A 23,417-nucleotide genomic window follows, 5' to 3' on the forward strand; every position below is an offset into this window, starting at 1 on the left:
CTGTACCGGTCGCAGAGATCGAGCATGTAGGTCAACCGCGCTCTTCTCGCGCAGATACACCGACTCTGGACGTTTAACGGGAAAAATACAGTATGTTACAACCAACAACTCGCAGAAGCGGATTGGGTGTGTTGTTTCGGTTTCACATTGGAGCGTTTCGTACAAAGAGTCGTTTCGATTGGATGATGATCCGCCCGCGTGAGCCATCAAGGGACTCTCCAAGCTCAAATTAAATAGGGCGAGGCTCTCATCCGTGGCGATCGAACAGCCGGCCAGATCTGCCAGGCCTCCCAATCGTCCAATCCTTAGTTCCAGACGACTGAGCGGCCCAAGCCGAGTCGACCTCAGGCCAATCTGAAGACGGTTTAGCTAGTATGGTACTTGCCACCACTTTGCAGCGCCATCCACTTCCTGCAGCGGCGCCGAAATTTTGTGTCGACTTCGAAAGTCATCCACCGCTTGCGCGCACGGCTTTAGAACATAGTCGTCTATAATAACAAAGCCGCCAGGGGAAACCTTGCCGTACAGCGCATTGAGGGCGTCCATTGTGCTTTCGTACATGTCGCCATCCAAACGCAACAACCCTAAGGCGTCGATAGGTGCGCTCGGAAGCGTGTCCTTAAACCATCCCTCCAGGAAAATGACGCGTTCGTCGAGCAATCCATATCTTCGAAAGTTCTCTTCCACCTGGTCTCGCGACACAGCAAGCTGCATCATTTGATGATGCTGGTCGCCCTCGTCAGCGGGGTAGTCCTCGGCGTTTGGAGTCGGAAGCCCGCGAAAGCTGTCAGCTACGAATACTCGACGCCTCTGATCACCGGACGCGGCGAGGATCCCCATCATATAGATGCAGGCGCCGCCGCGCCACACACCAGTCTCTATCAAATCACCTGGAATGCCTTCCTCAAGAACGCGCTGGGTAAGCATCCTCAGATTGCGCATTCTGGCCCTACCAATCATGGTTTCCGCTTGCGATGGCCAATCAAGACCCAGAGCCCGGCGGTTTGGGTCATATATCCCGTCCGCCCAAGGTGCTTCAGAAGGATCGGCATGAATCATTCCGGTCAAGGACGCCTCGAGCAAATCGAGATACAGGTCGTTCGTCAGCGGGTGAGGCCCTTCCCGGCAAGCGCTCAATCGGTTCCTGAGGTTGCGAAATGCTTCTTCTTGGCCGCTCTGGAGCGCGAAGATGTTCGAGCTCAGAGAGGGAAACTGGGCAAGAAGACTAGCCTTCAGATCATTGAGGCTGCCGAGGATCACATTAGCTTGAGCGGTCATCTGATCACGAAGGCTCGGACCAACGGCATGTGCCAAATCGTACAGCTCTTCCGACAGCGCCGTTGCTGCCGACTGTGCGGATTTGGCGATTTCCGCTCGCTCAGTAGAGGAGGCGAGCTCGCGCGACAACGTTTCTTCGCGAACAGCTGCCTCTCCAATGCGGGCATTTGCCGAAACCAGTTCACGGCGAGCTTCCGCATCACTTGCCGTCGCCGCAGATAATTCGGTCTGCAACGAGCTCAGTTGGATCAAGAGCGTTTCTCGTTGGGCAGCATCTGTCGAAAGCGTAGCTTGAGCCGCGGCGAGCTGGGCCGATAAGTCCTCTTCCCGACGGCGGAGTTCGGAAAGTTCCCTTGTGGCATCTGCCAAGGTCTCCGATAGCTGGGTCTCCCGTGCCCTGGAATCGGCAAGTTCGATCTTAAGCCTCGATGAATGGTCGGTGGCTTTCGCAATGTGAGCATCAGCAGCAGACACTGCTGTCTGCAACGAGCTCAGTTGGGTCAAAAGCGTTTCTTGTTGGGCCGCATTTGTCTCAAGGGCGGCCTGAGTCGCGGCGAGCTGCTTCGATAAGTTATCCTCTCGAAGCCGGGCTTCGGACAGTTGGTTCGCGGCGCTTGCCAACGTCTCCGATAACTCAGTCTCCCGAGCCCTGGAATCGGCAAGTTCAATCTTAAGCCTCGTCGAAAGAGCCAGGCGGTCCTCCGAAACGAGCTTGAGTTGATCGACTTCTCGTTGCAGGTCACCAATTGCCGTGTGTAGCCTTCGCAAAAAGGGCGCGCGGCGTGCGATAGCTTTAAAACGAGATTGGAGAACATTCGGCGTTGTCATGCAAACTCTGAGCCTTACTTCATGACGCGCGAAGGTAAATCGTGCGGCAAACTCGAACAAATGAGCGAAGTCACTTGTTCACGTGAAGGCCATCACTTACTCCTGCTTCCGAAAATACGCCCAGTGCCACAATGCCGCCTCAGTGACCAGCTGAGTTCTGAGTTCGACAAACTGCAATTTGGCGTTTCGAGCTAGGTCGACGAGCTGCCAAGGCGACCAACTGATGGACGGCTCGCCGCCGCCAGTGTTGGATGCATCTGTCTTTTCATGATCGACACCAGGCTCATCCAGGAACTGCACGACGAAACCACCTCCGGGCGAGAGCTTTTTCGCCAAATGCAGAAAGTAGTTTCGCACCAAATCGCGCGTTAGGTGTTGCATCACGACGATCGAGAAAACGAGATCGATCCCTTCGGGCACATCCGTAGCAAACGCCTCAGCTAGAACGGGCGTAAAGTTATTTACGTTTCGAGCCGCGAGATAGTCGACAGCCTTCTTCAGAATTGTTTCATTGACGTCAATTCCGTAAACGCGATCAACAAGCGGCGCTAGCCTTAGCGTCTCGCGGCCATACCCACACCCTATTACTACGATTTTCATCTGCTCGCGGATCGGACTAAACCATTCAATTGCCTGGATCGCTTCTTGCCCCCCAAAATCTGAAATGCCCTTGTAGCACGGGTGATTTTCGAAATAGTTCTCGTCTTGGAGTCGCTTCCATACGCTGAGGTTGCTTCGTATTGTGTCGTCCATTGTCAAACTCCGTCGCCTTCAATTGTAGCTGAATCGTTTATCTTCTTGTCTAGTTAGTCCTTCGAAAATTGAAGAAAGTGAATTCTTTGCGCGGTCTACATGGAAGTCTCGCGCTAGCCTTAATGCATTGCAGACAATTCGCTTGCGCAAATGAACGTCGCTGGAGAGGGCGTGTAATGCATCGGATAGACGGTCGGGATCCGGGATATCTACGACTACGCCGGCGTCAGCTTTACGGATGATCTCGGCCACGAACGATCCGGCGGGAGCATGGACTAGAATGGGACGACCGGCGGCAAGATATTCCCCCAGCTTTGCTGGCGCAGATGATCGTATGACTTCGGGAATCGGCGAATTGAATGCCAGGGGCAGGAACAGAATGTCGGCGTTGTGTTGAAGCGACAATGCTGTCATGTGAGAGACATGCGGGCGAGCCATAAAGTATGGAGTAGCGAGTTGCTTCGCCACCAAGTCACTAGATGATTGTGCGCTGTAGAGTTCAAGAACGAAGCGACCGCCTTGAATCTCTAGGGCTGCTTTCAGGTTTTCAAATGCATCGGCTTGTGCCGAATATACTGAGCCGGAGTATAGCAATCGCCACGGTGCCAGTAAGGTGGGCGGATCGGCTTCCAGGAGGCGGGGCGGTGCAGAGAATGCCGTCGAGTCAACGGGGTTCCTTACGATATGTATTCTAGCTTTTGGAAGACGCCGCTGAATGTCAGCCGCTAAAACTTCGTTCGGCACGACTATGGCTCGTGCACTACGACTCCAAAGTCGTTCTGCTAGTCTTGCTGCGTGGCGATAGAGTCCAGCCTCCCATTGGTAAACCGGATCGTCGAAGAGATAGGCCATCAGGGGAAGCCCTAAACGTCTTGCAGCCAGGCAGGCAGCTGAGAGATCAAACGGATTCCCGCTGCAGCCGACAAGAATGTCGACGGGATCTCTTCGAAGTACGGCAACCACTTCGCGAGCTCTGGTAACTGCCGTGCGAGCAAGCCCGCCGGCTCTGTTCAGTCCCTGAAATCGGCCGAGAGACCGATTTACGAGCCTGAACTCCGGGCTCGAGAGCTTGTAGTGCCGTCCAATGTGCTCTTGCTCGGACTCTAGAATATTCATTTGGTCCGTCATGAAGATCGGTATGGCCACATCATCCGTAACGATCTGTCCCAGAACGCGGGCTTGACCGTTAGGCGAAGGCGGTGCGGCAGTTGTAACAAAGCCGACCGTGAGGCCACGCGATTTCATCGACTGTCGGGCGGTCTGTTGTATCACTCTCATTCAATTTCGCTGAGCTACCATCCAAAGCGGGAGTATAAGTTGCCAAAATCGACAAAGTTCGTCGTCGTCGCGCTCCCCATTTATCGGTGTTGTTCTTATCCGTGCAAGTCGCATCACTAAAGGAACGAAAAGTCTCGGTAAGACAAATGGGTTTTGTACGAAACGCTCGAATCTGAAACCGAAACGCCACACCCGAGCTCTCTAACGAGATCTGCTGTTTTTTGGGGATTGTGTTTCGAGGGCTGATGGCTCCAAATTTGCTGTCTTGACGATAAAGGGGGCGCCCTTTCCTGAGAACGCAGCATTGGCTCTGGCGGCGAGAGCCGCCCTCGAACTTGGCTTCACACGCTCGCGACTAAAACTATCTGCAGCGCCATCGTAAAATCAGTGTCCAGGCGTCGACCGTCTCGCTAAGCCTTCCTGGGCAAGGCGGCTAGCAGCGGCAGGATGCTAGGATGGCTCCCACTTCGATCGTCTCCGAAATCGGCCTTCTGATCGGTGGTATCAGGACCGAGCGAATCTTCGCTCCCATTCAGCAGTGAAGAGCGGGACTCGACTTCGCTCATTGGAAGGAATCTTATGGCAGACTATCCGGCCAGCAGGACCGCTCTGTTCATCGATGGATTAAACTTCCACGCGACTTCGCGGGCGCTCGGATTCGATGTCGATCACAAGCGCTTTCTAAGGCAGTTCGCGAGCCAGGGAAGTATATTGCGAGCCTTTTATTACACTAGAACGATCGAGGAACAGGAAGGTTCGTCAGTTCGTCCATTGATCGACGGGTTAGCTTACAACGGCGTCACTGTCGTCACCAAGCCAACCAAAGAGTTCGTTGAGGCAAACGGCCGGCGCAAGGTCAAATACAGGATGGCTGTCGATCTTGCTGTTGACGCCATGGAGCTTGCCGATCAAGTCGATCAGATCGTGCTAGTGTCGGGCGACGGTAATTTGCGCGCGCTCGTGCAAGCCGTACAACGGCGGGGCGTCCGCGTAACGGTGATCTCAACGCTGGCGACTCAGCCGGCAATGGTTGCCGACGAACTGCGTCGTCAGGCTGATGTATTTATCGACCTGGTCGATCTGCGGCAGAAGATCGGCCGCATCGTCCTTGCGCCACGGGTGAGGCCAAGCGTTCGAAATCCTGCTGTTAACGAGCTATCCGACAATTGTACGGAATCGTAGACAGTTATTGGTTGAGGCGGTCTGCGTCGAGCCGGAATTGCGAGAATTACCACCAAGACGTTTTCAGCGAAACAGTTTCTCCGACATAATTGCAGGTTCAAATGATGCGCGCGATATGCAATTCGAGGGCCTTGCGCAGGTTCTTTCGAAAGCACGCCTCCGGCGTTCAGCCGATTTCGGCGCGTGGCTGAGGCGGCTCCTGGATCGTCACTACCGAACCGTCAGCGAGAAATGACTTGGCTATCGAACAGCTTGGCTCCGCCCATGCCCCTGCATCGCCGTCGATTGCCAGGATCTTCTTTTTCATCTCGATTTCTCGGGCAGATCAGGCCGAAGGCTTAAAGAGGCCAGGTTTGCCTATGCTCGCGGAGTCGGCTTGAGTCGCATGAAAGTGGAGGGCGAGACCAAGTCGCTAGCGGTTGTCCTTTGTTCAGCGGGGCCGGCCTCCTTCTGTCGCTTGGCGCAGCCATGTACTGGCCCGAGATCGTGGCCGCCTATTTGGACATGGTCCCCTAATTCATTCGATCGCGACAGCGTCTCGGAATGAATGAGGCCCAGAGGGGCATATGAACAGTTTCTAAGACTGACGGGTGAAGTTCACGAGGATCGCAGCAACTCTGGCTGAGGCGTCGCGTTGCGCTTTGAAAAGCTGCGACGAAGATCCCAAGGCCCGCCGAGGTTAGACCGTTCTCACTGACGAGATCCAGCGGCATGAGGTTGACCGTCTCGACCAGGCCGTCAGCATGCGTGGATCCTCCGCCGAACAGCTCAATGGCAAGTCTCTGCTCCCTGCGAGTTAGCTTATTCCAGAGCGTCAAGTCGGACATCCCAATGGCTCGCGCGGATAGCTATATGACAAAGATGAATTAGCAGATCGCTCAGCGGCGAAATCGTGGCAGTAGTCGCAATGCTGTGGGTAGAGGCTAGGTTTTGTGTCCAATGGTACCGAGCTCGACCGTTGGCTAGGCAACGAGGACGACCTGCCGAGACTCGGAGTAGAAACGTACTGTCGCAACGCGTGGACGCTCCATCCTGGCGCCATGTGCGGGGGCCACCGATAAATTCAACCAGGGTTTTGGTCATGGGATCATCATCCCCGGTCTATCCGCGTGGCGGAGATTACGGCCCGCGACAATTCGAGAACCATTTTCCAATCGTAGCTCTCCAGGAAGCCGCTCTCGTCGAGCCGTGCTCGCCAGTCAAGCTTACCGCTGGTCCGGATGTCAACTATGACGCCGGCGCATGTTCCAGAAGGCCAGCGCTCTGCGAGCGTCGGCGAATGAACGATAGGATAAGGCAGCCGACCCCATGCAGGCGATCCTTGCCGTCAGGCCTAGCTCGACCTCGGGCATCTCGCCGCAGAACGGGCAGGCCTTGGCGCGTTCATCGAGTTCGGCCTCGACATCGCAGGGCTCAAGGCCAAGCAGCGGCAGGACATCGCTCGGCATTTTCTCGATCTCGTCGGCTTGTCGGGCTTTGCTAACCATTATCCGCACGAGCTCGCTGGCGGCATGAAGCAGCACTCCCTTTCTTCAAGACGGAAAGCGGGTATCCAAATAGAAAAGTATTCGTCAACCGCAACGCGCGTTGCGGCTCGCGCTGGCGCCGCGCGCTGGTAGCCGAGCCAAAACACGCGGCCAGCGAGCGCTTTGCTCTGATAAACAGAACCAGATCCAGCGCAGGGAGGTGGGGAGGAGACGAATGACCGTCAGCAAACATCGGTTCACGCAGGAGCTGCGGCGGCTGATCGAGAAGCACATCAGCTCGTCGAGCACGTTCGAAGACTACGTCCTCATCACCGGGCAGCTAGAAGAGGCGCGGTACAGGTTGGACCTGGAAGCCGAAAAGTTTCCGGACGAGGAGGTCGACGCCTTCGAATTGTAGCGAGCGCTTCGCGCTAGGCTAGAGGACAGTACCGGCAGCGGAGGCCCGGACCGTCGTCATCGTCTTCGGCTAGAGTGCTGAAATACACTGGAGAAGCCGGCCAAATGCAGGATTTGGGCGCGAATTTGCGCCTCGTTGCAATAATCGGTTGAACGAAACGCTCCAATATGAAACCGAGACGCCGCAAATGTGAAGCCGAGACGACGCACTCAGGCGAAAAGGAGATTGTGCGTTCGTTGCTTCAGTGTTGGTCGGAGCAGAGGCGCCCAAAGCGCTGGCAAAGTCAGCTTGCCGGCCCAGCCCGAAGAGGTGTAACGCGGATGGGAGATATAATGTTCGAACGTGATGGTGGCTTAATCTCTCAACTTCTGCTTTACGTGGTTCTGTTGCTTATTCTTGCGTCCCTGATGATTGCTGCATGGCAGACTGCAGGATGACTGAAACCGAGTTGTTGGAGGCTTTGATCGAGGGCTATCGTGGCGCGCAAATCGGGTTCGGGCGGCAGCACTGGCTGCTGCGTCATAATCAGTCCATTGCCCCGAAGATCCAATTGTGAGGCCTGTGCTCGAAGGTCCTCCCCGAAGAAGGTCGCGCTCTTCATCGACGGAGCCAATCGCCATGCTGCCGCCAAGACCTCAGCTTCGACATCGACTACAAGCGCCTGCTCAAGGAATTTCAGAGCCGCGGCAATCTGGTGCGCGCCTTTATTACACCGCCATCATCGAAGATCAGGAGTATTCCTCGATCCGTCCCCTGATTGACTGGCTAGACTAAATGGCTACACCGTCGTCACCAAGGCAACGAAAGAGTTCATCGACGCCTCGTGCCGCCGCAAGGTTCAAGGGCAACATGGATATCGATCTCGCGGTCGATGCCATGGAGCTTGCCGAGCATATCGACGAGATGGTGCTGTTCTCCGGCGACGGCGACTTCGGCTCGCTGGTGGAAGCGGTGCAGCGCCGCGGCGTGCGGGTGACCGTGGTCTCGACCCTTTCAAGTCAACAGCCGATGATCGCCGACGAGTTGGGACGTCAGGCTGACGTCTTTACCGATTTGGCGGAGCTTGCAGTCGAAGGTCGGCCGCGATCCGTTGGAACGACCGACGCCGCGCGAACGCGAGCCGCGTCTCAATGCCGGGCAAGTCCCGCTGCGCGACAATGGTTCCAGGGACACGGTTTCGAGCGATTAAACGCGATTCAAACTACATCGTACGCAGTCGCCCCAGTGTGTGGGTAAGCGACGCTAACTTGCTCGCTGTTCGCGGGCGGCCATATCCGGGACGAGGAACCAGGGTTTGATGCTGATCCCTTTGCGAAGCGAATACATGTAGAAGATTGGAAGGTTTTGGGGAAAAAGCCCTCGAAATTCGCTTCCGTTGAAGGTGATGAAAATTGAGTCAGGAAATGCACGTTCGACCGCACATTTCTCCACCATGTTCATCCGGTAATATTCTAATGCGCCCTCTTCACAACTTCCATTTCCACGATACCATTTCACCGCGCTGGCAAGCAGCCGCTGGAACGTCGGCTCGGGTACGATCTCATCGATTAAAGGACTTGTGTTATCCGCTTCCGCGGCCCTTGTGAGGTCGCCCAACCAACAGCTCTCGAAACCGCGTTCGCGGGCGCCATCCGCAACCTCATCAAAATATTGGCGTATGTTCTGCGATGTATGTCCGTTCAATTCCGCATGAGTATCGGTGAAAATCAACCTTAGTGCCGCCCCGGGCGCATATATTTTACTGATTCGGCGGGTGAAGGCAGCCAAATAGTTCAGACATTCGAAGTCTGGCTTGTCGATGTTGGACCGCGGGCCTTTGCCCCAATAGAGCACAAACGGAACGGGATTTCTCACCGCAATTGATTTGGAAATGCTCTGCAACATTGCAACAGAGTTGTCAGGCTGCTCACGCTTAAAGGCCCAGGTATTGAAGGCTTGCAAAACTTTTTCTGGCGCGATGTCGTTGGCTCGGGGAATGACAGGTTTCGCAATTTTGATCGATGCCTCGAATCCTCCGTCAACAGCTTTGTTGCCAAAGCGTTGCGGACAAGTCGCTATTTCAGCGTTGGGTGATGCGTCTTCTTTCGAAACAGCCGTATTGCAACCCGACATATGAACTCCGAAAGAAGATCTTTTTATCGGGAGTTAATAATCGGTTATTTTTCTCGACGTCAACTCGGAAGAGTGGTGACCCATCTATTAAGGTTAACCTTCCACGCTCCGGTGGCCGATCAATGAAGTTAAGTCGCCCGAAATATCCGACGAGTAAGCCCTGCCGATAGGGGGCCTGTGCTCGGCATGAAATTACAAATCCTAGAGCTGCCAAAGCTGATTGCTGAGCGTCGAAGCTCGGCAATTTTCGGACTGGTGATCATCACCATGATATGGGCAGGAGTTGCTGTAAAATACTTCGGCGATGTTCGGGGGGACGAAAGAGAGGCGCATCGGGACGCTCATAACTTTGCGCTAGTATTCGAAGAGAATGTTCTTCGATCAATCGGAGAAATTGATAAGGCGCTCTTATACTTGCGACGGAGCATTGAGACTCGGAAAAATTCGGTTAGTTTTGGCGCTATTGCCAACACGACCGACGTGCTGAGCGACATCATCGTCCAAGTCGCCATTATCGATAACAAGGGAATTATGCGTGCATCGAACAGTGGCCCTCAACCCGCGCCTGCCCTGGATCTGAGCGATCGCGAGCACTTTCAATTTCATTTGAACAACTTCGCGGATCAGCTTTTTATCAGCAAGCCGGTGGTTGGCCGCGCCAGCGGAAAATGGTCCGTGCAATTCACACGGCGCTTCGTGAACAGTGACCAGACGTTCGGCGGCGTCGTCGTGGCCTCGCTCAATCCGGACCATTTGACGAAATTCTACAACAATATCAATTTCGGATCGGCGGCGGCGATCGCCCTGATCGGAAGCGATGGCGTGGTTCGTTCGAGTGGCGGGAGCGCGGTCGGTTACGCACTTGGAGACGATCTTAGCGGAACAGAACTGCTCGGCCAAATGCGAGCCGGGGCCGAAACTACATTCGAGAACATCGATCCTGCCAACAACGAGACGCGTTTGATTACTGTCCGCAACGTCAAGGGCTATCCATTGTGGGTCAGCGTTAGCTTGAGCAAAAGTCAGATCTTGGAAAGCTCTCGAAACGCCCTCAAGTTGAATTCGTTGGTGGGCACTGTACTGACTTTTCTGGTTCTCATTGCTCTTGAGCAGCTTCTACGGATAGACGCAAAGGCAAGACAAAAAGCGAATCAACTTGACCTTACGCTCGAGTATATGAACCAAGGAATCATGCTGGTTACCTATGATCAGCAGATTCCGATTATCAATCGTCGCTGCGGCGAGCTACTCGATTTGCCCGTAGAGTTCATACAGACCCCACCAAGAGTCGATCAACTCGCCGAATACGAGACACCGACGGGCAGATTGACCGCGGCGTCTGTTCAGATCTTGGCAGATCTTGTCGCAGGAGAACCCGGCGTTAACGAACGAACGATGCCGGATGGATCAATCATCGAGATTCGCAGGGAAAGTCTCCCCGATGGTGGATTCGTCCAAACCTTCACTGACGTCACGAAAAGATCGCGCGCTGAAGCAGATGCAGTCCGCCTTAGTTCCGAGGATTCCCTCACCGGTCTCCCAAACCGGCGGATGTTCCGCTCCATGCTCGACCAGATGAGCCGCCGGCAACCACCGGCAGTAGACAACGAGCAGCCACTGGCGGAATTCGCCGTCCTGTTTCTTGATCTCGATCGTTTTAAAGCTATCAACGATACGCTTGGCCATCAGACCGGCGACTTGCTCCTGCAGGAGATGGCCCGGCGCCTAAAGAGTACGCTCGGTGCAAATGAAGTGCTGGCACGCCTCGGTGGCGATGAATTCGCAGTTGTTGTGGCGACGGTTGAGTCTCGACCAGCGCTCGAGGCCCTGGCGAATAGTATGATCGAGGCAGCACAGAAGCCCTTTGAGATTGGCGGCCACCGAATCCGTTCTGGAATCAGTATCGGCATCGCCATTGGACCGTGCGATGGAGTAAATTGCGACGACCTTCTGATTGCCGCCGATCTGGCACTATACGCGGTCAAAGCCCAAGGTCGGGGCAGCTATAAATTCTATCATGCTGCAATGAACAGGGAGCTTAGGCAACGACGGCGGCTTGAGATCGATCTGCGTGAGGCGATCGAGCAAAATGAGATGGAATTATACTATCAGCCCATCCTCAATTTGCGGAGCAACATCATAACCGGATTCGAAGCCCTGGCGCGATGGCGCCATCCGGTCAATGGCATGATACCGCCGGCAACATTCATCGCGGTAGCGGAGGATACTGGACTCATTCAACCTCTTGGCGAATGGGCTCTGAGAGAGGCGTGCCGCTGCGCCGCGCACTGGCCGAACAATCTTAAGATAGCGGTCAATCTTTCTCCGATTCAGTTTGCAGCTTCCAATCTCTCCGAGGTCGTGAGACACGCCTTGGCGGAAACCGAACTTCAGCCGCATCGCCTTGAGCTTGAAATTACCGAGGGAGTATTCATGACCAATAATGAATCCACCCTATCTACCCTGCGTCAGTTGAAGCAACTCGGCGTCCGTATTTCGTTGGACGACTTCGGTACGGGGTATTCCTCTCTCAGTTATCTCCGCAGCTTCCCATTCGACAAAATCAAGATAGATAGGTCGTTTGTTTCTGACCTTGCTGAAGGCACCGAGCACGTTGTGATTGTGCAAGCCGTGGTGAGTATTGCTCGCGCTCTAGGAATGACGACGTTGGCAGAAGGGATCGAGACCGTCGGACAGTACGATTTTCTCGCGGCGCTCGATTGCGACGAAGGGCAAGGCTATCTATTCAGCCCCCCCGTTCCAATAGCGAAAGTTCCTGAAATGATTGCCAAATGGTCGCCCGGGCGCAAATTTGTCGCCTAGAGTTGGGACCCGCTCGTTTAGCCAGCGACTTTCTGAAGGCCGGGGTCTCCAGTTTGTTCACCTGAGATCGGCTTCTTCTTGGTTGGTCGCCGAGCCTCGTGCACGAGCAGGAACAGGCCCGATGCAACAACAATGCCGGACCCGATCAGAAGAAAAAGCGTCGGTACGTCGCCCCAAACGACAAATCCGATCGCAAGTGCCCAGACGAGCGTCAGGTAATAGAACGGCGAGACGGCCGCGGCCGGGGCTAGGTGGAGCGCTTGCGTCCAAAAGTATTGTGCCGCGGCGTTTGTAAGACCGCTCAAGATCAACATGATTGCGTCAGCCGGCGCCGGCATCCGGAATCCAAACAGCAGTAAGAAGGAGTGAAAGAAGGTTACCGTAAGCATCTGCCACATCAACAGCGTTTTTGCAGACTCGGTTGCGGTCATTCCGCGAACCGCAACGGTGACGCTGCCATACATAACCGCGTTTGCCAGCGCGAACAGTGCGCCAATCTGCAACGAATCTGCACCTGGATTTACCACAACGAGAACCCCGACAAATCCCGTTACCAGCGCGCTCCAACGCGCGATCCCGGCACGCTCCTTAAGCCAGATAAATGACAGCAACGCCGCCCACAACGATGCAGAAAAATTGATTGCGATCGCTCCTGCAAGCGGCATCAGACTAACGGCGATGACAGTGAACGTCTGCGAGATCGACTGCGACAGCCCGCGCGCAAGGTGGGCGCGGGGCCGCCGAGTGCTAAAGACTGACATGCCCGTTGCCGGGAGGATCAATGCGGCGCAGAGGACAAACGCAGAAGCGGAGCGAAAGAACATAACCTCGCCGACCGGATAGAGAGCGGCTTGCCATTTCGATAGTGCGCTCGATAGTGCGAACATCACGCTCGCGGCGATCATGCAATATATTCCGCGAACAACGTCATCCTTACGTAAGCCAGGAATGGCCATCGGGGTCTGTGGATGGCGGGCGGCGTCCGTAAGATCGCTCATCATGCGTTTCCATGAATTTGGAAGATTGCGTCAGCGTTTGCCGCGCGACGCTATCGCTTGCGACCCACTAGCAAAACTTAGTCTCGCTTAGCTTAAGTTTTATGGAAATCTTATGGATAACAGAAACAATTCTTGGTTAATTTTCGCGAAAGAAACATGGCGGCGTCCGATTGCAGAAAATCCGAGCCAAACACCTGGCCGCGTGCCCAAGGTAATTGGCGAGGAAATGTCTAAAAGTGTCCATTGTCTTCCAACGAAATCTGGAGCCATTCGGGATAGGTTGCCGACACTGAATCTGAGTTGGGTGGGAGCGGAAATCGTGAAAGTTGAGCTTAACGACGCGCGTTCTGGCAAAGGATGTAAAAGTCTCGTCTCTTCACCCTTGCTATGTTTGGACGGAACGTGGTGGGCAATCGATGTCAACGATCCAGATCTAGAAGCTCATCTGAAGCAGTCGGCTCGGTGCGGTGGTGTTCTGGCAGCTGTGCGTGAACAGAAGACCATTAGTGAACCCGAACCGGCGCGCAAGGGGCGTCAACGTCGATCGGCTTAAGACCGTGGTGGTTGAGCAGCAGTGTGGGCTCGAGATCTTGCAACAGGCGTTGATAGCGAGCGTCGCCGCGCCACGAGCTCGGCGAACAGTCGGGATAGGCGCTTATAGAGCACGGAACGATTGTCGCGGCAGGGCTTATTGGACGAACCTGAGGTGAGCTAGTAGGACGCCTCTGGTTCAGATGGCCTTTTTCGCATCGCGCTCCTAAATGTTAGGTCTTCGTTGAGTGGGCTCCGCTCATTTCCGCGGAGCTTGTTGGTCTAGCCGAAGATCAGCCGGGGGTCGTCGGTGTGTAAGCGTCGTTCTCAGGCCACAGCTTTGAGGGCTTGAGCGCGGTAGGCCCAGGGCAGTAGCTGGTTGATGTCGCGGTTTGGATGACCGTTGACGATGCTGGTGAGGGCGTCGGTCACCCGGCTAGCCCAGCGCGCGCCATACGCGCCAAATGCGTCGACTGCAGCGGCGGCAACGAGGCCGAGGCGCGCAAGTGCGTCGTCGTGACCTGCGCGCTGTGGCCCTTCCGGATGGGCTCGAGCCCATTCCACGGGAGGGCCCGCCAATGAGGAACCTCGCCAGAGCCCTTACGGAGTCCACCGGTGCGCCTGTCCCGTCCGGGCTCCCCGATGCCGTCCGGCAGACGCCAGCTCACGCCGCGCTCGGAGCCGGCCAAGCTGGGCCCTTCCGGGCGTCGGTGTTGTCCCGGCGCTCGGTGGTCGTGACGCTGGCGGCGGCTTTCGCGGCCGCCTTCGGCACCGCGGCGGTGCTGCCGCGTGTCGCCGAGACCGCTTCGGTCGCGATCGTGCCGACGGCGGCTATGTCGAAGCTGCCGCCGCCTCCGGTGACCGAGAGCGAGACTCTCCTCGCGCTCGGCGCCGAGCTCGATGACAAGAACGAGGCCTACCGCGCCGCAGCCGCGCAGTTGCAGGAGGCGAGGGCGACCGCAAAGGGGATGTAACCGAAGATCCCGGCGGATATCCTGATCGCAGATCGTGGGGACGCGGACTTCTTCGAAGGCCACTTTGAGCAGCTGGAGGATGCCGATGGCGGGCCGGCGTACCGCGCCATCTTCGGGACCAACGGCAAACTTTAATCCCGACGCCCTGCTGGTCATGGTGCTGAAGGCAGATCGACTTCGAACCTGGCTTGAGGAAGTGCGAAGCGAGCCGGACATCTGGGAGGAGTGGCTCCCCGACGAGATCGTTGATCGTCTAGCCGCCGCCGAACGCTTCGAGGCGGCCTGTGCGCAGGCGATCGAGGCCCCGGGCATCGTCCTGGCGAAGCAGACGGCTCAAGATCGGGCCCAGGATCTCCACGAGATCATGTTCGATATACGGGAGCATTGGCCGCGGACGGTGGCCGGCGTGCTGATCATGGCGCGCGCGCTGATGGCGTACGAGGAGGCGCAGATCGACGCCTATGGCGGCGACGAGCGCGGTGGCGGCCTCGTGCTCATCGCCGGCATGGGGTAGTGATTCGTCATCCAAGGCGGCGGCTCCGGCCGCCGCCTCCGATGCTGCGCCTTGCACAAGGGCACATTGATACCTACGTGAGATGTCCCGGCCCGCGGAATTGTCCCGGCCCGGACGAACTTGGACGGAAAGGTCCTCTTCTCATGATCACGCAACAAATCCCGACCGCAGACGCGCTGTTGCTCCGCCAGATCGGCGAAGCCCTGTATGGCCAGTCCTGGCAAACCGACCTGGCCGGTCAAATCAGCGTCTCCGATCGCTCGATGCGACGCTGGGCGTCGGGGCAAGACGCGATCCCCCTCGGCGTCTGGCGGGACATCCACTACCACGCTGAAAGCCGCTGGCTTCGGATCCAGTATTTCGACCGGGAGATCGAGAAGCGGCTGCAGGAGCGGAAGCTTCAGCCCATCCCGAACACGCGGCCGCTGCCGGATCTCTGGGGCCTCTACTTCAGCATGGCGACCGATCGCGGTCGGCCGGTGAGGTGCATGATCCGCCGCGACGTGCTCGACGACCGTGTCGACTTCAAGCGGATGCAGGCGGTGTTCGACTATTTCAGCCGGTACGCTGACGTGTTCTACCGCGTTGCTCAGCGCAAGTTTGAGCTTAGCGCTCTCGATGGAGATCTGGTCTCGATCGGGAATGATGATGTCGCCGGCGAGGACCTGCCCGACGTGCGTTCCGGTTAGAGCGTGGTCGCCGGGCGAGCCGCGAGGAATGAGGAAGCCCGAGTGGTCGGGCGGATCGCCTTTCGGCTCGTGCGCGATGCCAAGATCGCCGGTTTCATCGAGGCCGACGACGGACGGAAGCTCCTGCGCGAGTGGCGGCGCGGCCATCTCTCGATCGACCTGCGCGCCGCGGCGAGTGCGCCACCGCGCGACGAACAATTGTCCGAGCTCCACGTGCGCTACGCCGGCCGCAAGGTGATGGATATCCAATGGAGCGCGGTGGGCGCGTTCAAGGTCATCGCCTTCGAGCGCGGAGAGTGGGATATGGGCGATGCGGGCCTCGGCCTTGCGCCGTTGACCAGCCTCGCCAACCGCGCACTCCACCAGAGGTAGCTCGGAGAGGCACTCGAAAGCGCGAATGCAGCCGGCAACCGCGTCGCGGCGCTGTGTATTGTCGCCCGCTTCTCGCAGCGCCCGCGTATAGCTGACCCGCTCGTCGTCTGGCCAGATCTCCTGAACTTTCATTCGCAGGAAGGTCTCGGGAGCATAGCCATAGTGCTGCACTGCCGCGTCATTGACCCTCACGAAGTCCATTGTCGGCTCGGCGGCGACGAATTTTCGATCATTCTCACAGATGATACCTCGCCGACGCATGTGAGCCAATTCGCGGGCGACCTGATCAGAACATTGAGTGCGCCATACGAGATTGACGATAACGAGGTCATTATCGGTGCCTCGGTCGGAATCGCGCTGTCACCAGGCGACGGCGCGAGCAGCGCCGAGTTGATGCGTAACGCCGATATCGCGCTCTATCGCGCCAAAGAGGATGGCCGCGGAACGCATCGCTTTTTCGAGCGGGAGATGGATCAGCAGGTGCAGCGACGGCGTGAGATGGAGCTTGATTTGCGCCGCGCCTTTGCCAGCAGCGAGTTCGAGCTGTACTATCAGCCGCTGGTCGAGATTGCGAGCGACAAGATCTCAGGTTTCGAAGCGCTTCTGCGCTGGCCGCACCCAGGGAAGGGCATGATCTCGCCGGCCGAATTCATTCCCCTCGTGGAGGAAATCGGGCTGATCGGGCCACTCGGGGAATGGGTGCTGCGCGAAGCCTGTAAGGAGGCGGTAAAGTGGCCTTTAGAGATCAAGGTCGCGGTCAACCTGTCGCCGGTGCAATTCCGTAGCCGCAATCTGGTTCAGGTGGTGATTTCAGCGCTGGCGAATTCCGGCTTGGCCCCGAAGCGGCTCGAGCTTGAAATCACCGAATCGGTGTTTCTGGCGGAGACGGAGTCAAATCTTTCGATCCTGCACCAGCTCCGCGAGCTCGGCGTCTCCATATCGCTGGATGACTTTGGAACGGGCTATTCGCGCCTCAGCTACTTGCGCAGCTTTCCCTTCGACAAGATCAAGATTGATCGCTCCTTTGTGAAGGATCTGGCGAAACGCTCCGATTGCGGGGCCATCGTGCGGGCGATCTCGGGCCTTGGCCGGAGCCTCAACATCACGACGACAGCGGAAGGGGTGGAGACCACGGAGCAGCTCGATTGGCTTCGGGCCGAGGGTTGCAACGAGGTGCAAGGATTCTTGTTCAGCGGCGCCAGGCCAGCCGCCGAAGTGGGGCAGCTCTTGTTTCGCTTTGGCGCAAGGGCGTCCAGGGCGGCATGATCGCCGTGCCGCAGGAACAGCTTCCTCACTTGAGGCATCGCAAATCGAACCCGATCAGGCCACGAGGTCGCCCGTAGCCGTCTCTGCCCCCAGGAGGTGATCTCCGACACTTCTCGCGCGCCTTCACTGCGGGGAGGCGTGGTGCCAAGACGTCAATGGGGCTTCAGCGCTCTTGGCGGCAGCCGGCACCAGATGCACGATCCGATACCCGTTCTGATGCAGGTAGCGCAGGAATGCAGGCAGCATGGCCGCCGTCCGCGTCTGCGCATCATGCAGCAGAATGATGCCCTTACGAGCGGCCTCGAGCCGCTCGATCAGGATTGTGAGCTCCTGCTCTGGAGTGATGTTCTCCCAATCGCTCGCCCAAAGGTCAGCTCCGAACACGACAATTCCGCGCGCATGCAAGAGATCGAGCGTCGCAGGTGTCGCGTCGAAGTAGGGGAACCGGAAGAACGGTGTCGAGGGCATTTTGGTGGACACACCGTTGAGCGCCATTTCGACGGCGGCGATACCGCGCTCGATGTCCTCTTTCGCCTGCTCGAACAAGATTTTCGACATCATCGGATGCGACCAGCTGTGGTGCGCTACGGTGTGCCCCTGAGCGGCTATACGCCGCACGAGTTCGGGAAATTCCGCCGAGGATCGGCCGACCAGAAAGAACGTGGCTCGCGCGCATTCCTGTGCGAGCGCAGCCAGCACCTTATCCGTGTTCGGCGGCCGCGGTCCGTCATCGAAGGTGAGGACGACTTCATAGTCCGCCAGAGGAAGCGTCTCTGGAAAGTTCTTCAGCCCCACGCGCGGGAAGAGCGCGGCATCGACAGCGAGCACCCGCGCCGTGCCGAGCGCATCCCGCCGATTGCAGCTAGAGGCGTCTGCCACGGCAGTACCGGCGAGCAACGCCAGCCCAGCGCAGCCGATGCGAAAAGCTAATCTAGGCAGGCGCAACTCTGTCATTGCGCGTTAATGCGACCTCGATCGGTTGGCGAGCCCCGTGGCTCAGCACACTATCTGATCGGCATCGCGGGATTTCGGCGCATTGAGGCTATGTCGTGCGCAAAAAGGTCGTCGAACGTCCGTTATCCGCTCGAACCGCTCCCGCTGCCTGACTTGCTTGCACTGGGGAAGGCGGCTTAGCTTGGACAATCGCTGCTGTTCGTCTTTCGCAAGATCAGTGCACCCGCGTCTGCAGCACGCGTGGCCGCGTGTCAGCGGGTACGACGGCGTACCCCTAGGCTGTTCCGGGCATTCGGACTCTGATGATCTTCACTGCCGCGACGTATATTTCCAGATCGGCTTGTGAGAGGCCGGAACGGCCTTGATAACACCCGAGCTGACGAGTGAACCGCAGATGTCTCACCTGGCTCGTCGAGCAACGCAGCAGTTGAGGAGCTTCGCCTTCCGTCCACATCTGCGAGTTCGGTTTGATTCTGCGTTTCATCGCGCGATTCAAACACGGTGCACCTTTGTGTGTCGATATAATTAATGACTCAATACGTGTTATACAAAACAATACAACTTAAACGTTGACGTGGCCGAATGGCATTTCCTATTGTCGCGATGAGGTCCAGAAAACCTCGTATGGCAGGCGTAATAGTTTTTCCCCAAAGTCCGGAGTCCTCGCGCGTATGTCCAGTGGCGCAAGCCTAAAGGCGCGAGGGAGCGCCTGTCGTTGCTTATTTCTGGCTCCGGACCACTATCTCGATCTCAGAAAGATCCACGGAGAATACGACAGTGAAAGCGGTAACAAAACAGAAGGCAGACAGAGCTTGCGCCAAAGAGTTGAAGATTTTGGCGCGGGTTGAAAAGGATCTCGAAAATGCACGCGGCTCCGGAGCGGTTGAAGACGTCTTCCTTGGGCTTGAGGAAATCTACTCGATGCACATGCACACCGAGCATCAAAGCGTCCGAGCAAGATGCGAAGCCATCTTGCGCGCCGGCAGTTTGCCGAAGGCGTAACTGACGATCGTAGAGCGCTTGAGCAACGCGGCCGGCAAAAGCCGGCATCTGATGGCCCCGGCAGGCTCCTAAAAGGTGGTAATAACTCGTGCGAGACCTGATCATCGAAGCCTTTGACAGCGTCATCCGCCGCGAGATCGCGGAAGCGGACGACGTTCGCAAGGAAATCGCCCAGCGCGGCGCCTATTGGGCCGGCGACGAGCTATGGAAGCTGCGCCGCCAAGTCGCCGCGCTGCGCAAGCGTATCGCCGAGCTTGAAGATCCGACGCGTGATCTCAGCAGACCGCGAGTATCGCCAAGCAGCGCGAGAGGTCAAGGAGTGCGACTACCTTAGACAAGCCGAATTGGATTATCGACCTAGTCCGGCCGCAGATCGGTCATCTTCAGATCGGCGCCATCACCTCATCAGACGTGCTGGCACGGCGCTTCGCAAAGTGGAGGCAACTGGCCGGCATGGAAAGAGAACCGGTACGAAACGACAAAGCGATGCCGGGCGACCCTTAGCCGCGTATTCTCATACGCAGTCGCGAAGGACGCTAATTCGACCCGGCTGCGGCGTTTGCGAAGTCGGGCCACCTGACGCCGCCGAAACGGAGAACTAGCGAAGGCTGGGGGATAGTCAAAATGGTGCCGCTGAGGGGATTGAAAGCTAACTACAACGGCTCGATAACTCATATCAATTTCTAAAATAACTCGGCGACATACCAACGTCGCTACGAACACGCCCCGAACGCTTGCGGAGATTTGCCGGGGATAACGCCAGCGGGAGCATGCCGGCCAATGACGGCGCGTGTAATGTGCGCACCTGCACAACCGGGGGCGGGGGCATGGTACCTGACTACGCGTTCACCGCAGGCACAATTGCTTTTGCAGGGGTCGGAATAGGAGCTCTCGCCCGCCGCGCTACTGAAGCGCGGTGCACGGCCACGGCGAGGATGAATAACGCCAGCGTCGTTTCAATGAACTACCGCTTCTTTATCGAGGCCGGCCAGCTGCTGATCGAAGATCGCGGGTCGCCGCTTTCAGGCGGCTAGGGCTTTCTTCGCATGATATCGATTGCCGCTTTTGAGGAAAAGCTCCGTCGCGCGGTGAAGGACTGCTTCCCGTTCGGCGACCAGGAGATTTTTGACGATTGGGTGTCTCGCGCACAGGGTGAGAGCGATCGTCGACGCTATTTGATTGCGGCTAAGATTGATGAAGTCAGCCGTGAGATGCGCGCCGAGGAAGCAGCGCGGAAGCGCGGGTGGATAGCGTCAGCCCGAATGGCCTTCCAACCTAGGCGACGCGAAGCCTGCTTCGTTTGCGGCAAATTCCAGTCCATCTCTCAGGCTCATCATGTTGTGCCATTGGGCGAGCAGTTCGACCGGTTTTCGGTCGCCAACCACGAGCACGAGTTCCTGTGCCCCAACCATCACGCAATCCTCCACCTCTGGATTGATGACGACATCTCCCATCAGCGGCGCGGCCGGCGCGCCGCTCCCACATTTGAGGATCTAACGAATGAAGAGGTGGAGCGAATGTTTCAACTGTCAGGTCGCGCCGGGCCAGTGAACGCAACAGCGAAGGGAACGGAATGAACCGACTGCAGAAATTCGTTGAACGAGGCGCCTTCGGAGAAGGTCCCGGTCGCACCGCCTACGTGCTCAATCCGATGAAGCTGCCCGATCCGAGCCGCGGCTTCGAATGGCACATCGTGGGCGACTTCTTGCCTGGCGAGGCCATCCTCGCGGACCCTGGGCTAAAGCAAGTATACGAGGTGGCACTGAAACGCGGCTGCGCGGTGGTGGCCCGATGAAGAGCGACCGCTTTCCCTATGAAGCCTCGCGTTGGTCCCCGGCGCAGCCAGATCAAGCAAACGATGGTTCGAAGAACTGGAAACGCAAAGTCTGCTGAACGTCAGCAACAGACTGACGCAAACCGACGCCGCCCAGCCGGCGCGGTTACGATCGGAACGACGGAAATGACGATCGGCTTCGCCGAAAACTGGTTAGCGTGGCACGATTGCACGCGAGAGGCATCGGAAGACAAGCGACACACGAAGCACTGGCTCGATTGGGCCGGGTGGGTGGTTGCGGTGATATCAATGTGCATTGCCGCGTTCACGACCATCGCACGGTTCTTATCCAACGCGACGACATCCGTGTCGTTGTCGACGGTGCCCTAGCAGTGCGGCGCGACAAAGGTGATTTGCTGCTGGATCAGGATCAGCAGTTCACCTTCATCAATTCTGGGAACCGCGCTGCGGTCATCACTGAAATCTACGGCGAGTTGGTGCTGGTCACCGATCCTAAGACTGGATGCGATGGCCGCTTCGCCAACCCGACGTCGGTCCGGCAGGCGTTCTTGGCCGCGGTCGCTGTCTTCCATGCGACCGACTACCTGAGCGGCAAACCCGTTCGAGACACATTCCGGAAAAACGCCGACTTCGTGGTGGTCGACCGCATTGCCCACGCGTTCAAACATGTGAGAACGCGTGATCCGAAAATTCCGACTTTGTCGGCAAATGAAGTGATCGCGCGGCCGCCTATGGACTACGCGTCTCAGGCTTACGGCTTGTCTCGCTACGGCGATCTTGTTGGCGGCGTCACACTGGAGGACGATCGACAGCTGGACGTGCTGTCAGTGATCAAGCGCGCAGCCGAATTCATACGCCTCCAAATCGAAGCGCGCCCAGCTGGTCCTTGAGCGGATGCCCAACCGCATGGATCGCCTAACACCCAAAAACAAGCTATGGCGCCGTTTCCGCGGTCCGCGGCTGCCCGCCCCTGCGCTGAAACTGACGCTGGCGCAGGGCGCCACGCGACAGGTCGAAGCTGCGATCGACGCTTTGGAGCGAGGCAAATTCGACATTGGCCTGACGCTCGCCGGCGCAGCCGAAGGGATGATAAAGCGCGATGGCCATCACCTCTTCGCTGGCCTGCGGGACAATCCGCGCGCCCAAGAGAGATTTGGGAAGAAGAGGGACTGGATCACTTTGCTAAATCGAGAGCGCGATTGGCTCAAGCATGGCGGCGATGACGCGATGGAGATCACGTGCTTCGACGCCGCCATGATGATCGCGCGGGCGGCTTCAAAATTGGAAGCGAAGGATTGGACGCCGAAGATGGAGGACTTCCGCGTCTGGTTTCTTCAGAACTTGGACGAGATCTGACGCCGACGACGTTGAAGAAAGCGGGCTGCCGCAATGACCCTCGATGAATATCTGGTCCAGCGCTTTTCCGACATGAACCGAAGCGGGCAAAATGAAGCGTTCGCCAAGATCATCGGTCGCGAGCGGCAGACCGTAGAACGGTAGCGCAAGTTTCAGCGCGAACCGAGCCTTCGGGAAGCATATCGGATTTATCACTTCAGCGGTAGCAACGTTCTTCCCTTCGATCTGCTCACCAAGGCGCGGAAGGCCGGAACGGCCCGCCGATTTCTAGCCTTTGAATGGTCCAGAGCCAGCCCGATTTGGTTAATGGGTTGTTAACCGGCGATGGGCAGGCTTGCGGTCACTGGAGCGTGTCGCTGCCTAATTCTAGCCCCCCAGCCACAGGCAGCGTAGCGTAGGACGGCCGGCGGCGGCTGACGCCCCCCGGCCGTCTTCTTTGCCATTACAAACTTTTCGAAGGTGCTCCTCGCAGCAGTTGACGATATCCGCTGTTCGCCATCCATAGCGCGCGCTCAAGATGGGTATCAAACGCCTGCCGGGCCCGCTTTGGCTCGCGGTCTGGATCGATGCCCAGGACGATAAGCGATACCTCGCGCCAGTCAGCGCCTTCGGCATTGGCGTCGAGCAGGCGCCAATACGTGATCGTGTGCTCTTCATCGTACACGGTCAGATCGGAGTCGGAAGGCGCCAGATCGGCGACAACTGGATTAAGAAGCGGCGGCATCGGCTTCCCGCGATCATGGGTTGTGACACCGGTATATTTCCCGGCGTTTGTGTCAGGGACGTGACGGCGGCCGGACAGCGGAGCGGCTTGCGCCAGTTTGCCCG

General features: G+C 57.5%; 26 protein-coding genes and 2 pseudogenes. 18 read left to right on the forward strand and 10 right to left on the reverse strand.

The annotated features are described in order from the left end of the window. Positions 1–369: 369 nt before the first annotated feature. The 3 genes from GGD66_RS41760 to GGD66_RS33630 form a co-directional block, all read right to left on the reverse strand. The gene (locus GGD66_RS41760) at positions 370–2,106 is read right to left on the reverse strand and encodes a TylF/MycF family methyltransferase (protein WP_246789122.1); all 1,737 of its coding nucleotides are present in this window, start codon (positions 2,104–2,106) and stop codon (positions 370–372) included. A 96-nt stretch (positions 2,107–2,202) separates the two neighbouring features. After that, the gene (locus GGD66_RS33625; RefSeq protein ID WP_183260908.1) at positions 2,203–2,859 is read right to left on the reverse strand and encodes a class I SAM-dependent methyltransferase; all 657 of its coding nucleotides are present in this window, start codon (positions 2,857–2,859) and stop codon (positions 2,203–2,205) included. 18 nt (positions 2,860–2,877) lie between these two features. Further along, positions 2,878–4,104 (reverse strand): glycosyltransferase, encoded by a 1,227-nt coding sequence (locus GGD66_RS33630; protein ID WP_183260910.1) that lies wholly within the window; start codon positions 4,102–4,104, stop codon positions 2,878–2,880. 612 nt (positions 4,105–4,716) lie between these two features. Here GGD66_RS33630 and GGD66_RS33635 point away from each other — a divergent pair. After that, a complete protein-coding gene (locus tag GGD66_RS33635) occupies positions 4,717–5,319 on the forward strand; it encodes an NYN domain-containing protein (RefSeq protein WP_183260915.1) in 603 nt (200 codons plus the stop codon). 166 nt (positions 5,320–5,485) lie between these two features. Here the strand turns inward: GGD66_RS33635 and GGD66_RS33640 are convergent, their stop codons facing one another. Next, entirely contained in the window at positions 5,486–5,626 is a 141-nt protein-coding gene (locus tag GGD66_RS33640; RefSeq protein WP_183260917.1) for a hypothetical protein, read from the reverse strand. Positions 5,627–6,542: 916 nt separating this feature from the next. Next, positions 6,543–6,842, reverse strand: coding sequence for a hypothetical protein (locus GGD66_RS33645; RefSeq protein WP_183260918.1), 300 nt, complete (start codon positions 6,840–6,842; stop codon positions 6,543–6,545). A gap of 178 nt (positions 6,843–7,020) precedes the next feature. Here GGD66_RS33645 and GGD66_RS33650 point away from each other — a divergent pair, with 178 nt between their 5' ends. From GGD66_RS33650 to GGD66_RS33655, 3 genes and pseudogenes are all read left to right on the forward strand, one after another. Next, positions 7,021–7,203 (forward strand): hypothetical protein, encoded by a 183-nt coding sequence (locus GGD66_RS33650; RefSeq protein WP_183260919.1) that lies wholly within the window; start codon positions 7,021–7,023, stop codon positions 7,201–7,203. 433 nt (positions 7,204–7,636) lie between these two features. Further along, positions 7,637–7,759 carry a hypothetical protein gene (locus GGD66_RS42100; RefSeq protein WP_283814508.1) on the forward strand — a complete coding sequence of 41 codons (123 nt, stop codon included), beginning with the start codon at positions 7,637–7,639 and terminating at the stop codon, positions 7,757–7,759. Next, positions 7,737–8,392 (forward strand): annotated as a pseudogene (locus tag GGD66_RS33655) (NYN domain-containing protein). Before GGD66_RS42100 ends, GGD66_RS33655 begins: the two are co-directional and overlap by 23 nt. A 53-nt stretch (positions 8,393–8,445) precedes the next feature. On the opposite strand, the gene GGD66_RS33660 reads toward GGD66_RS33655, so the two are convergent. Further along, on the reverse strand, positions 8,446–9,315 hold the full coding sequence (locus GGD66_RS33660; protein WP_183260921.1) for a hypothetical protein: 870 nt from the start codon (positions 9,313–9,315) through the stop codon (positions 8,446–8,448). A 186-nt stretch (positions 9,316–9,501) separates the two neighbouring features. Here GGD66_RS33660 and GGD66_RS33665 point away from each other — a divergent pair, with 186 nt between their 5' ends. After that, a complete protein-coding gene (locus tag GGD66_RS33665; protein WP_183260924.1) occupies positions 9,502–12,138 on the forward strand; it encodes an EAL domain-containing protein in 2,637 nt (878 codons plus the stop codon). A gap of 17 nt (positions 12,139–12,155) precedes the next feature. Here GGD66_RS33665 and GGD66_RS33670 read toward each other — a convergent pair whose 3' ends face one another. Then, positions 12,156–13,136, reverse strand: a complete 981-nt coding sequence (locus tag GGD66_RS33670; RefSeq protein WP_246789124.1) for a DMT family transporter — start codon at positions 13,134–13,136, stop codon at positions 12,156–12,158. A gap of 112 nt (positions 13,137–13,248) precedes the next feature. Between GGD66_RS33670 and GGD66_RS33675 the strand changes: the two genes are divergently transcribed. Continuing rightward, positions 13,249–13,689 carry a hypothetical protein gene (locus GGD66_RS33675; RefSeq protein WP_183260928.1) on the forward strand — a complete coding sequence of 147 codons (441 nt, stop codon included), beginning with the start codon at positions 13,249–13,251 and terminating at the stop codon, positions 13,687–13,689. 305 nt (positions 13,690–13,994) lie between these two features. Here GGD66_RS33675 and GGD66_RS33680 read toward each other — a convergent pair whose 3' ends face one another. Continuing rightward, entirely contained in the window at positions 13,995–14,231 is a 237-nt protein-coding gene (locus tag GGD66_RS33680) for a hypothetical protein (RefSeq protein ID WP_183261088.1), read from the reverse strand. Positions 14,232–14,380: 149 nt separating this feature from the next. Between GGD66_RS33680 and GGD66_RS33685 the strand changes: the two genes are divergently transcribed. The 5 genes and pseudogenes from GGD66_RS33685 to GGD66_RS33705 all read left to right on the forward strand — a co-directional run. Then, positions 14,381–14,641, forward strand: a complete 261-nt coding sequence (locus tag GGD66_RS33685) for a hypothetical protein (protein WP_210321762.1) — start codon at positions 14,381–14,383, stop codon at positions 14,639–14,641. An 85-nt stretch (positions 14,642–14,726) separates the two neighbouring features. Continuing rightward, positions 14,727–15,155 (forward strand): hypothetical protein, encoded by a 429-nt coding sequence (locus tag GGD66_RS33690; RefSeq protein ID WP_183260932.1) that lies wholly within the window; start codon positions 14,727–14,729, stop codon positions 15,153–15,155. A gap of 179 nt (positions 15,156–15,334) precedes the next feature. After that, on the forward strand, positions 15,335–15,844 hold the full coding sequence (locus GGD66_RS33695) for a hypothetical protein (RefSeq protein WP_183260934.1): 510 nt from the start codon (positions 15,335–15,337) through the stop codon (positions 15,842–15,844). A gap of 42 nt (positions 15,845–15,886) precedes the next feature. After that, complete coding sequence (locus GGD66_RS42500) at positions 15,887–16,216, forward strand: hypothetical protein (protein ID WP_183260936.1); 330 nt, start codon at positions 15,887–15,889, stop codon at positions 16,214–16,216. Between the two features lie 201 nt (positions 16,217–16,417). Continuing rightward, positions 16,418–17,482, forward strand: a pseudogene (locus GGD66_RS33705) (putative bifunctional diguanylate cyclase/phosphodiesterase); the annotation flags it as partial. 123 nt (positions 17,483–17,605) lie between these two features. Here the strand turns inward: GGD66_RS33705 and GGD66_RS33710 are convergent. Next, positions 17,606–18,436, reverse strand: coding sequence for a polysaccharide deacetylase family protein (locus GGD66_RS33710; RefSeq protein ID WP_183260938.1), 831 nt, complete (start codon positions 18,434–18,436; stop codon positions 17,606–17,608). Between the two features lie 777 nt (positions 18,437–19,213). Here GGD66_RS33710 and GGD66_RS33715 point away from each other — a divergent pair. From GGD66_RS33715 to GGD66_RS33745, 7 genes are all read left to right on the forward strand, one after another. Further along, on the forward strand, positions 19,214–19,438 hold the full coding sequence (locus tag GGD66_RS33715) for a hypothetical protein (protein WP_183260940.1): 225 nt from the start codon (positions 19,214–19,216) through the stop codon (positions 19,436–19,438). 88 nt (positions 19,439–19,526) lie between these two features. Then, complete coding sequence (locus tag GGD66_RS33720) at positions 19,527–19,772, forward strand: hypothetical protein (RefSeq protein WP_183261090.1); 246 nt, start codon at positions 19,527–19,529, stop codon at positions 19,770–19,772. A gap of 493 nt (positions 19,773–20,265) precedes the next feature. Beyond that, positions 20,266–20,472, forward strand: coding sequence for a hypothetical protein (locus GGD66_RS33725; protein ID WP_183260942.1), 207 nt, complete (start codon positions 20,266–20,268; stop codon positions 20,470–20,472). Positions 20,473–20,484: 12 nt separating this feature from the next. Then, positions 20,485–21,015, forward strand: a complete 531-nt coding sequence (locus GGD66_RS33730; protein WP_183260943.1) for a hypothetical protein — start codon at positions 20,485–20,487, stop codon at positions 21,013–21,015. Then, positions 21,012–21,233 (forward strand): hypothetical protein, encoded by a 222-nt coding sequence (locus GGD66_RS33735; RefSeq protein WP_183260946.1) that lies wholly within the window; start codon positions 21,012–21,014, stop codon positions 21,231–21,233. The genes GGD66_RS33730 and GGD66_RS33735 overlap by 4 nt, the downstream gene beginning before the upstream one ends. Before the next feature lie 257 nt (positions 21,234–21,490). Further along, entirely contained in the window at positions 21,491–22,123 is a 633-nt protein-coding gene (locus GGD66_RS33740; protein ID WP_210321763.1) for a hypothetical protein, read from the forward strand. Positions 22,124–22,139: 16 nt separating this feature from the next. Then, positions 22,140–22,589, forward strand: a complete 450-nt coding sequence (locus tag GGD66_RS33745) for a hypothetical protein (protein ID WP_183260950.1) — start codon at positions 22,140–22,142, stop codon at positions 22,587–22,589. Between the two features lie 442 nt (positions 22,590–23,031). Here GGD66_RS33745 and GGD66_RS33750 read toward each other — a convergent pair whose 3' ends face one another. Then, positions 23,032–23,313, reverse strand: coding sequence for a DNA -binding domain-containing protein (locus tag GGD66_RS33750; RefSeq protein ID WP_183260953.1), 282 nt, complete (start codon positions 23,311–23,313; stop codon positions 23,032–23,034). Positions 23,314–23,417 lie beyond the last annotated feature (104 nt).

It is taken from the genome of Bradyrhizobium sp. CIR48 (assembly GCF_014198315.1).
In the GTDB taxonomy this organism is placed as follows: domain Bacteria; phylum Pseudomonadota; class Alphaproteobacteria; order Rhizobiales; family Xanthobacteraceae; genus Bradyrhizobium.

Bases quoted from the DNA above. Each gene is read 5' to 3' on its own strand.
- GGD66_RS33635 (WP_183260915.1), top strand. From the start codon at position 4,717: ATGGCAGACTATCCGGCCAGCAGGACCGCTCTGTTCATCGATGGATTA.
- GGD66_RS33675 (WP_183260928.1), top strand. From the start codon at position 13,249: ATGGATAACAGAAACAATTCTTGGTTAATTTTCGCGAAAGAAACATGG.
- GGD66_RS41760 (WP_246789122.1), bottom strand. From the start codon at position 2,106: ATGACAACGCCGAATGTTCTCCAATCTCGTTTTAAAGCTATCGCACGC.
- GGD66_RS33660 (WP_183260921.1), bottom strand. From the start codon at position 9,315: ATGTCGGGTTGCAATACGGCTGTTTCGAAAGAAGACGCATCACCCAAC.
- GGD66_RS33625 (WP_183260908.1), bottom strand. From the start codon at position 2,859: ATGGACGACACAATACGAAGCAACCTCAGCGTATGGAAGCGACTCCAA.
- GGD66_RS33630 (WP_183260910.1), bottom strand. From the start codon at position 4,104: ATGAAATCGCGTGGCCTCACGGTCGGCTTTGTTACAACTGCCGCACCG.
- GGD66_RS33735 (WP_183260946.1), top strand. From the start codon at position 21,012: ATGAACCGACTGCAGAAATTCGTTGAACGAGGCGCCTTCGGAGAAGGT.
- GGD66_RS42100 (WP_283814508.1), top strand. From the start codon at position 7,637: ATGACTGAAACCGAGTTGTTGGAGGCTTTGATCGAGGGCTATCGTGGC.
- GGD66_RS33650 (WP_183260919.1), top strand. From the start codon at position 7,021: ATGACCGTCAGCAAACATCGGTTCACGCAGGAGCTGCGGCGGCTGATC.
- GGD66_RS33710 (WP_183260938.1), bottom strand. From the start codon at position 18,436: ATGACAGAGTTGCGCCTGCCTAGATTAGCTTTTCGCATCGGCTGCGCT.
- GGD66_RS33665 (WP_183260924.1), top strand. From the start codon at position 9,502: ATGAAATTACAAATCCTAGAGCTGCCAAAGCTGATTGCTGAGCGTCGA.
- GGD66_RS33750 (WP_183260953.1), bottom strand. From the start codon at position 23,313: ATGCCGCCGCTTCTTAATCCAGTTGTCGCCGATCTGGCGCCTTCCGAC.
- GGD66_RS33745 (WP_183260950.1), top strand. From the start codon at position 22,140: ATGGATCGCCTAACACCCAAAAACAAGCTATGGCGCCGTTTCCGCGGT.
- GGD66_RS33725 (WP_183260942.1), top strand. From the start codon at position 20,266: ATGGTACCTGACTACGCGTTCACCGCAGGCACAATTGCTTTTGCAGGG.
- GGD66_RS33640 (WP_183260917.1), bottom strand. From the start codon at position 5,626: ATGAAAAAGAAGATCCTGGCAATCGACGGCGATGCAGGGGCATGGGCG.
- GGD66_RS33730 (WP_183260943.1), top strand. From the start codon at position 20,485: ATGATATCGATTGCCGCTTTTGAGGAAAAGCTCCGTCGCGCGGTGAAG.
- GGD66_RS33670 (WP_246789124.1), bottom strand. From the start codon at position 13,136: ATGAGCGATCTTACGGACGCCGCCCGCCATCCACAGACCCCGATGGCC.
- GGD66_RS33690 (WP_183260932.1), top strand. From the start codon at position 14,727: ATGGCGGGCCGGCGTACCGCGCCATCTTCGGGACCAACGGCAAACTTT.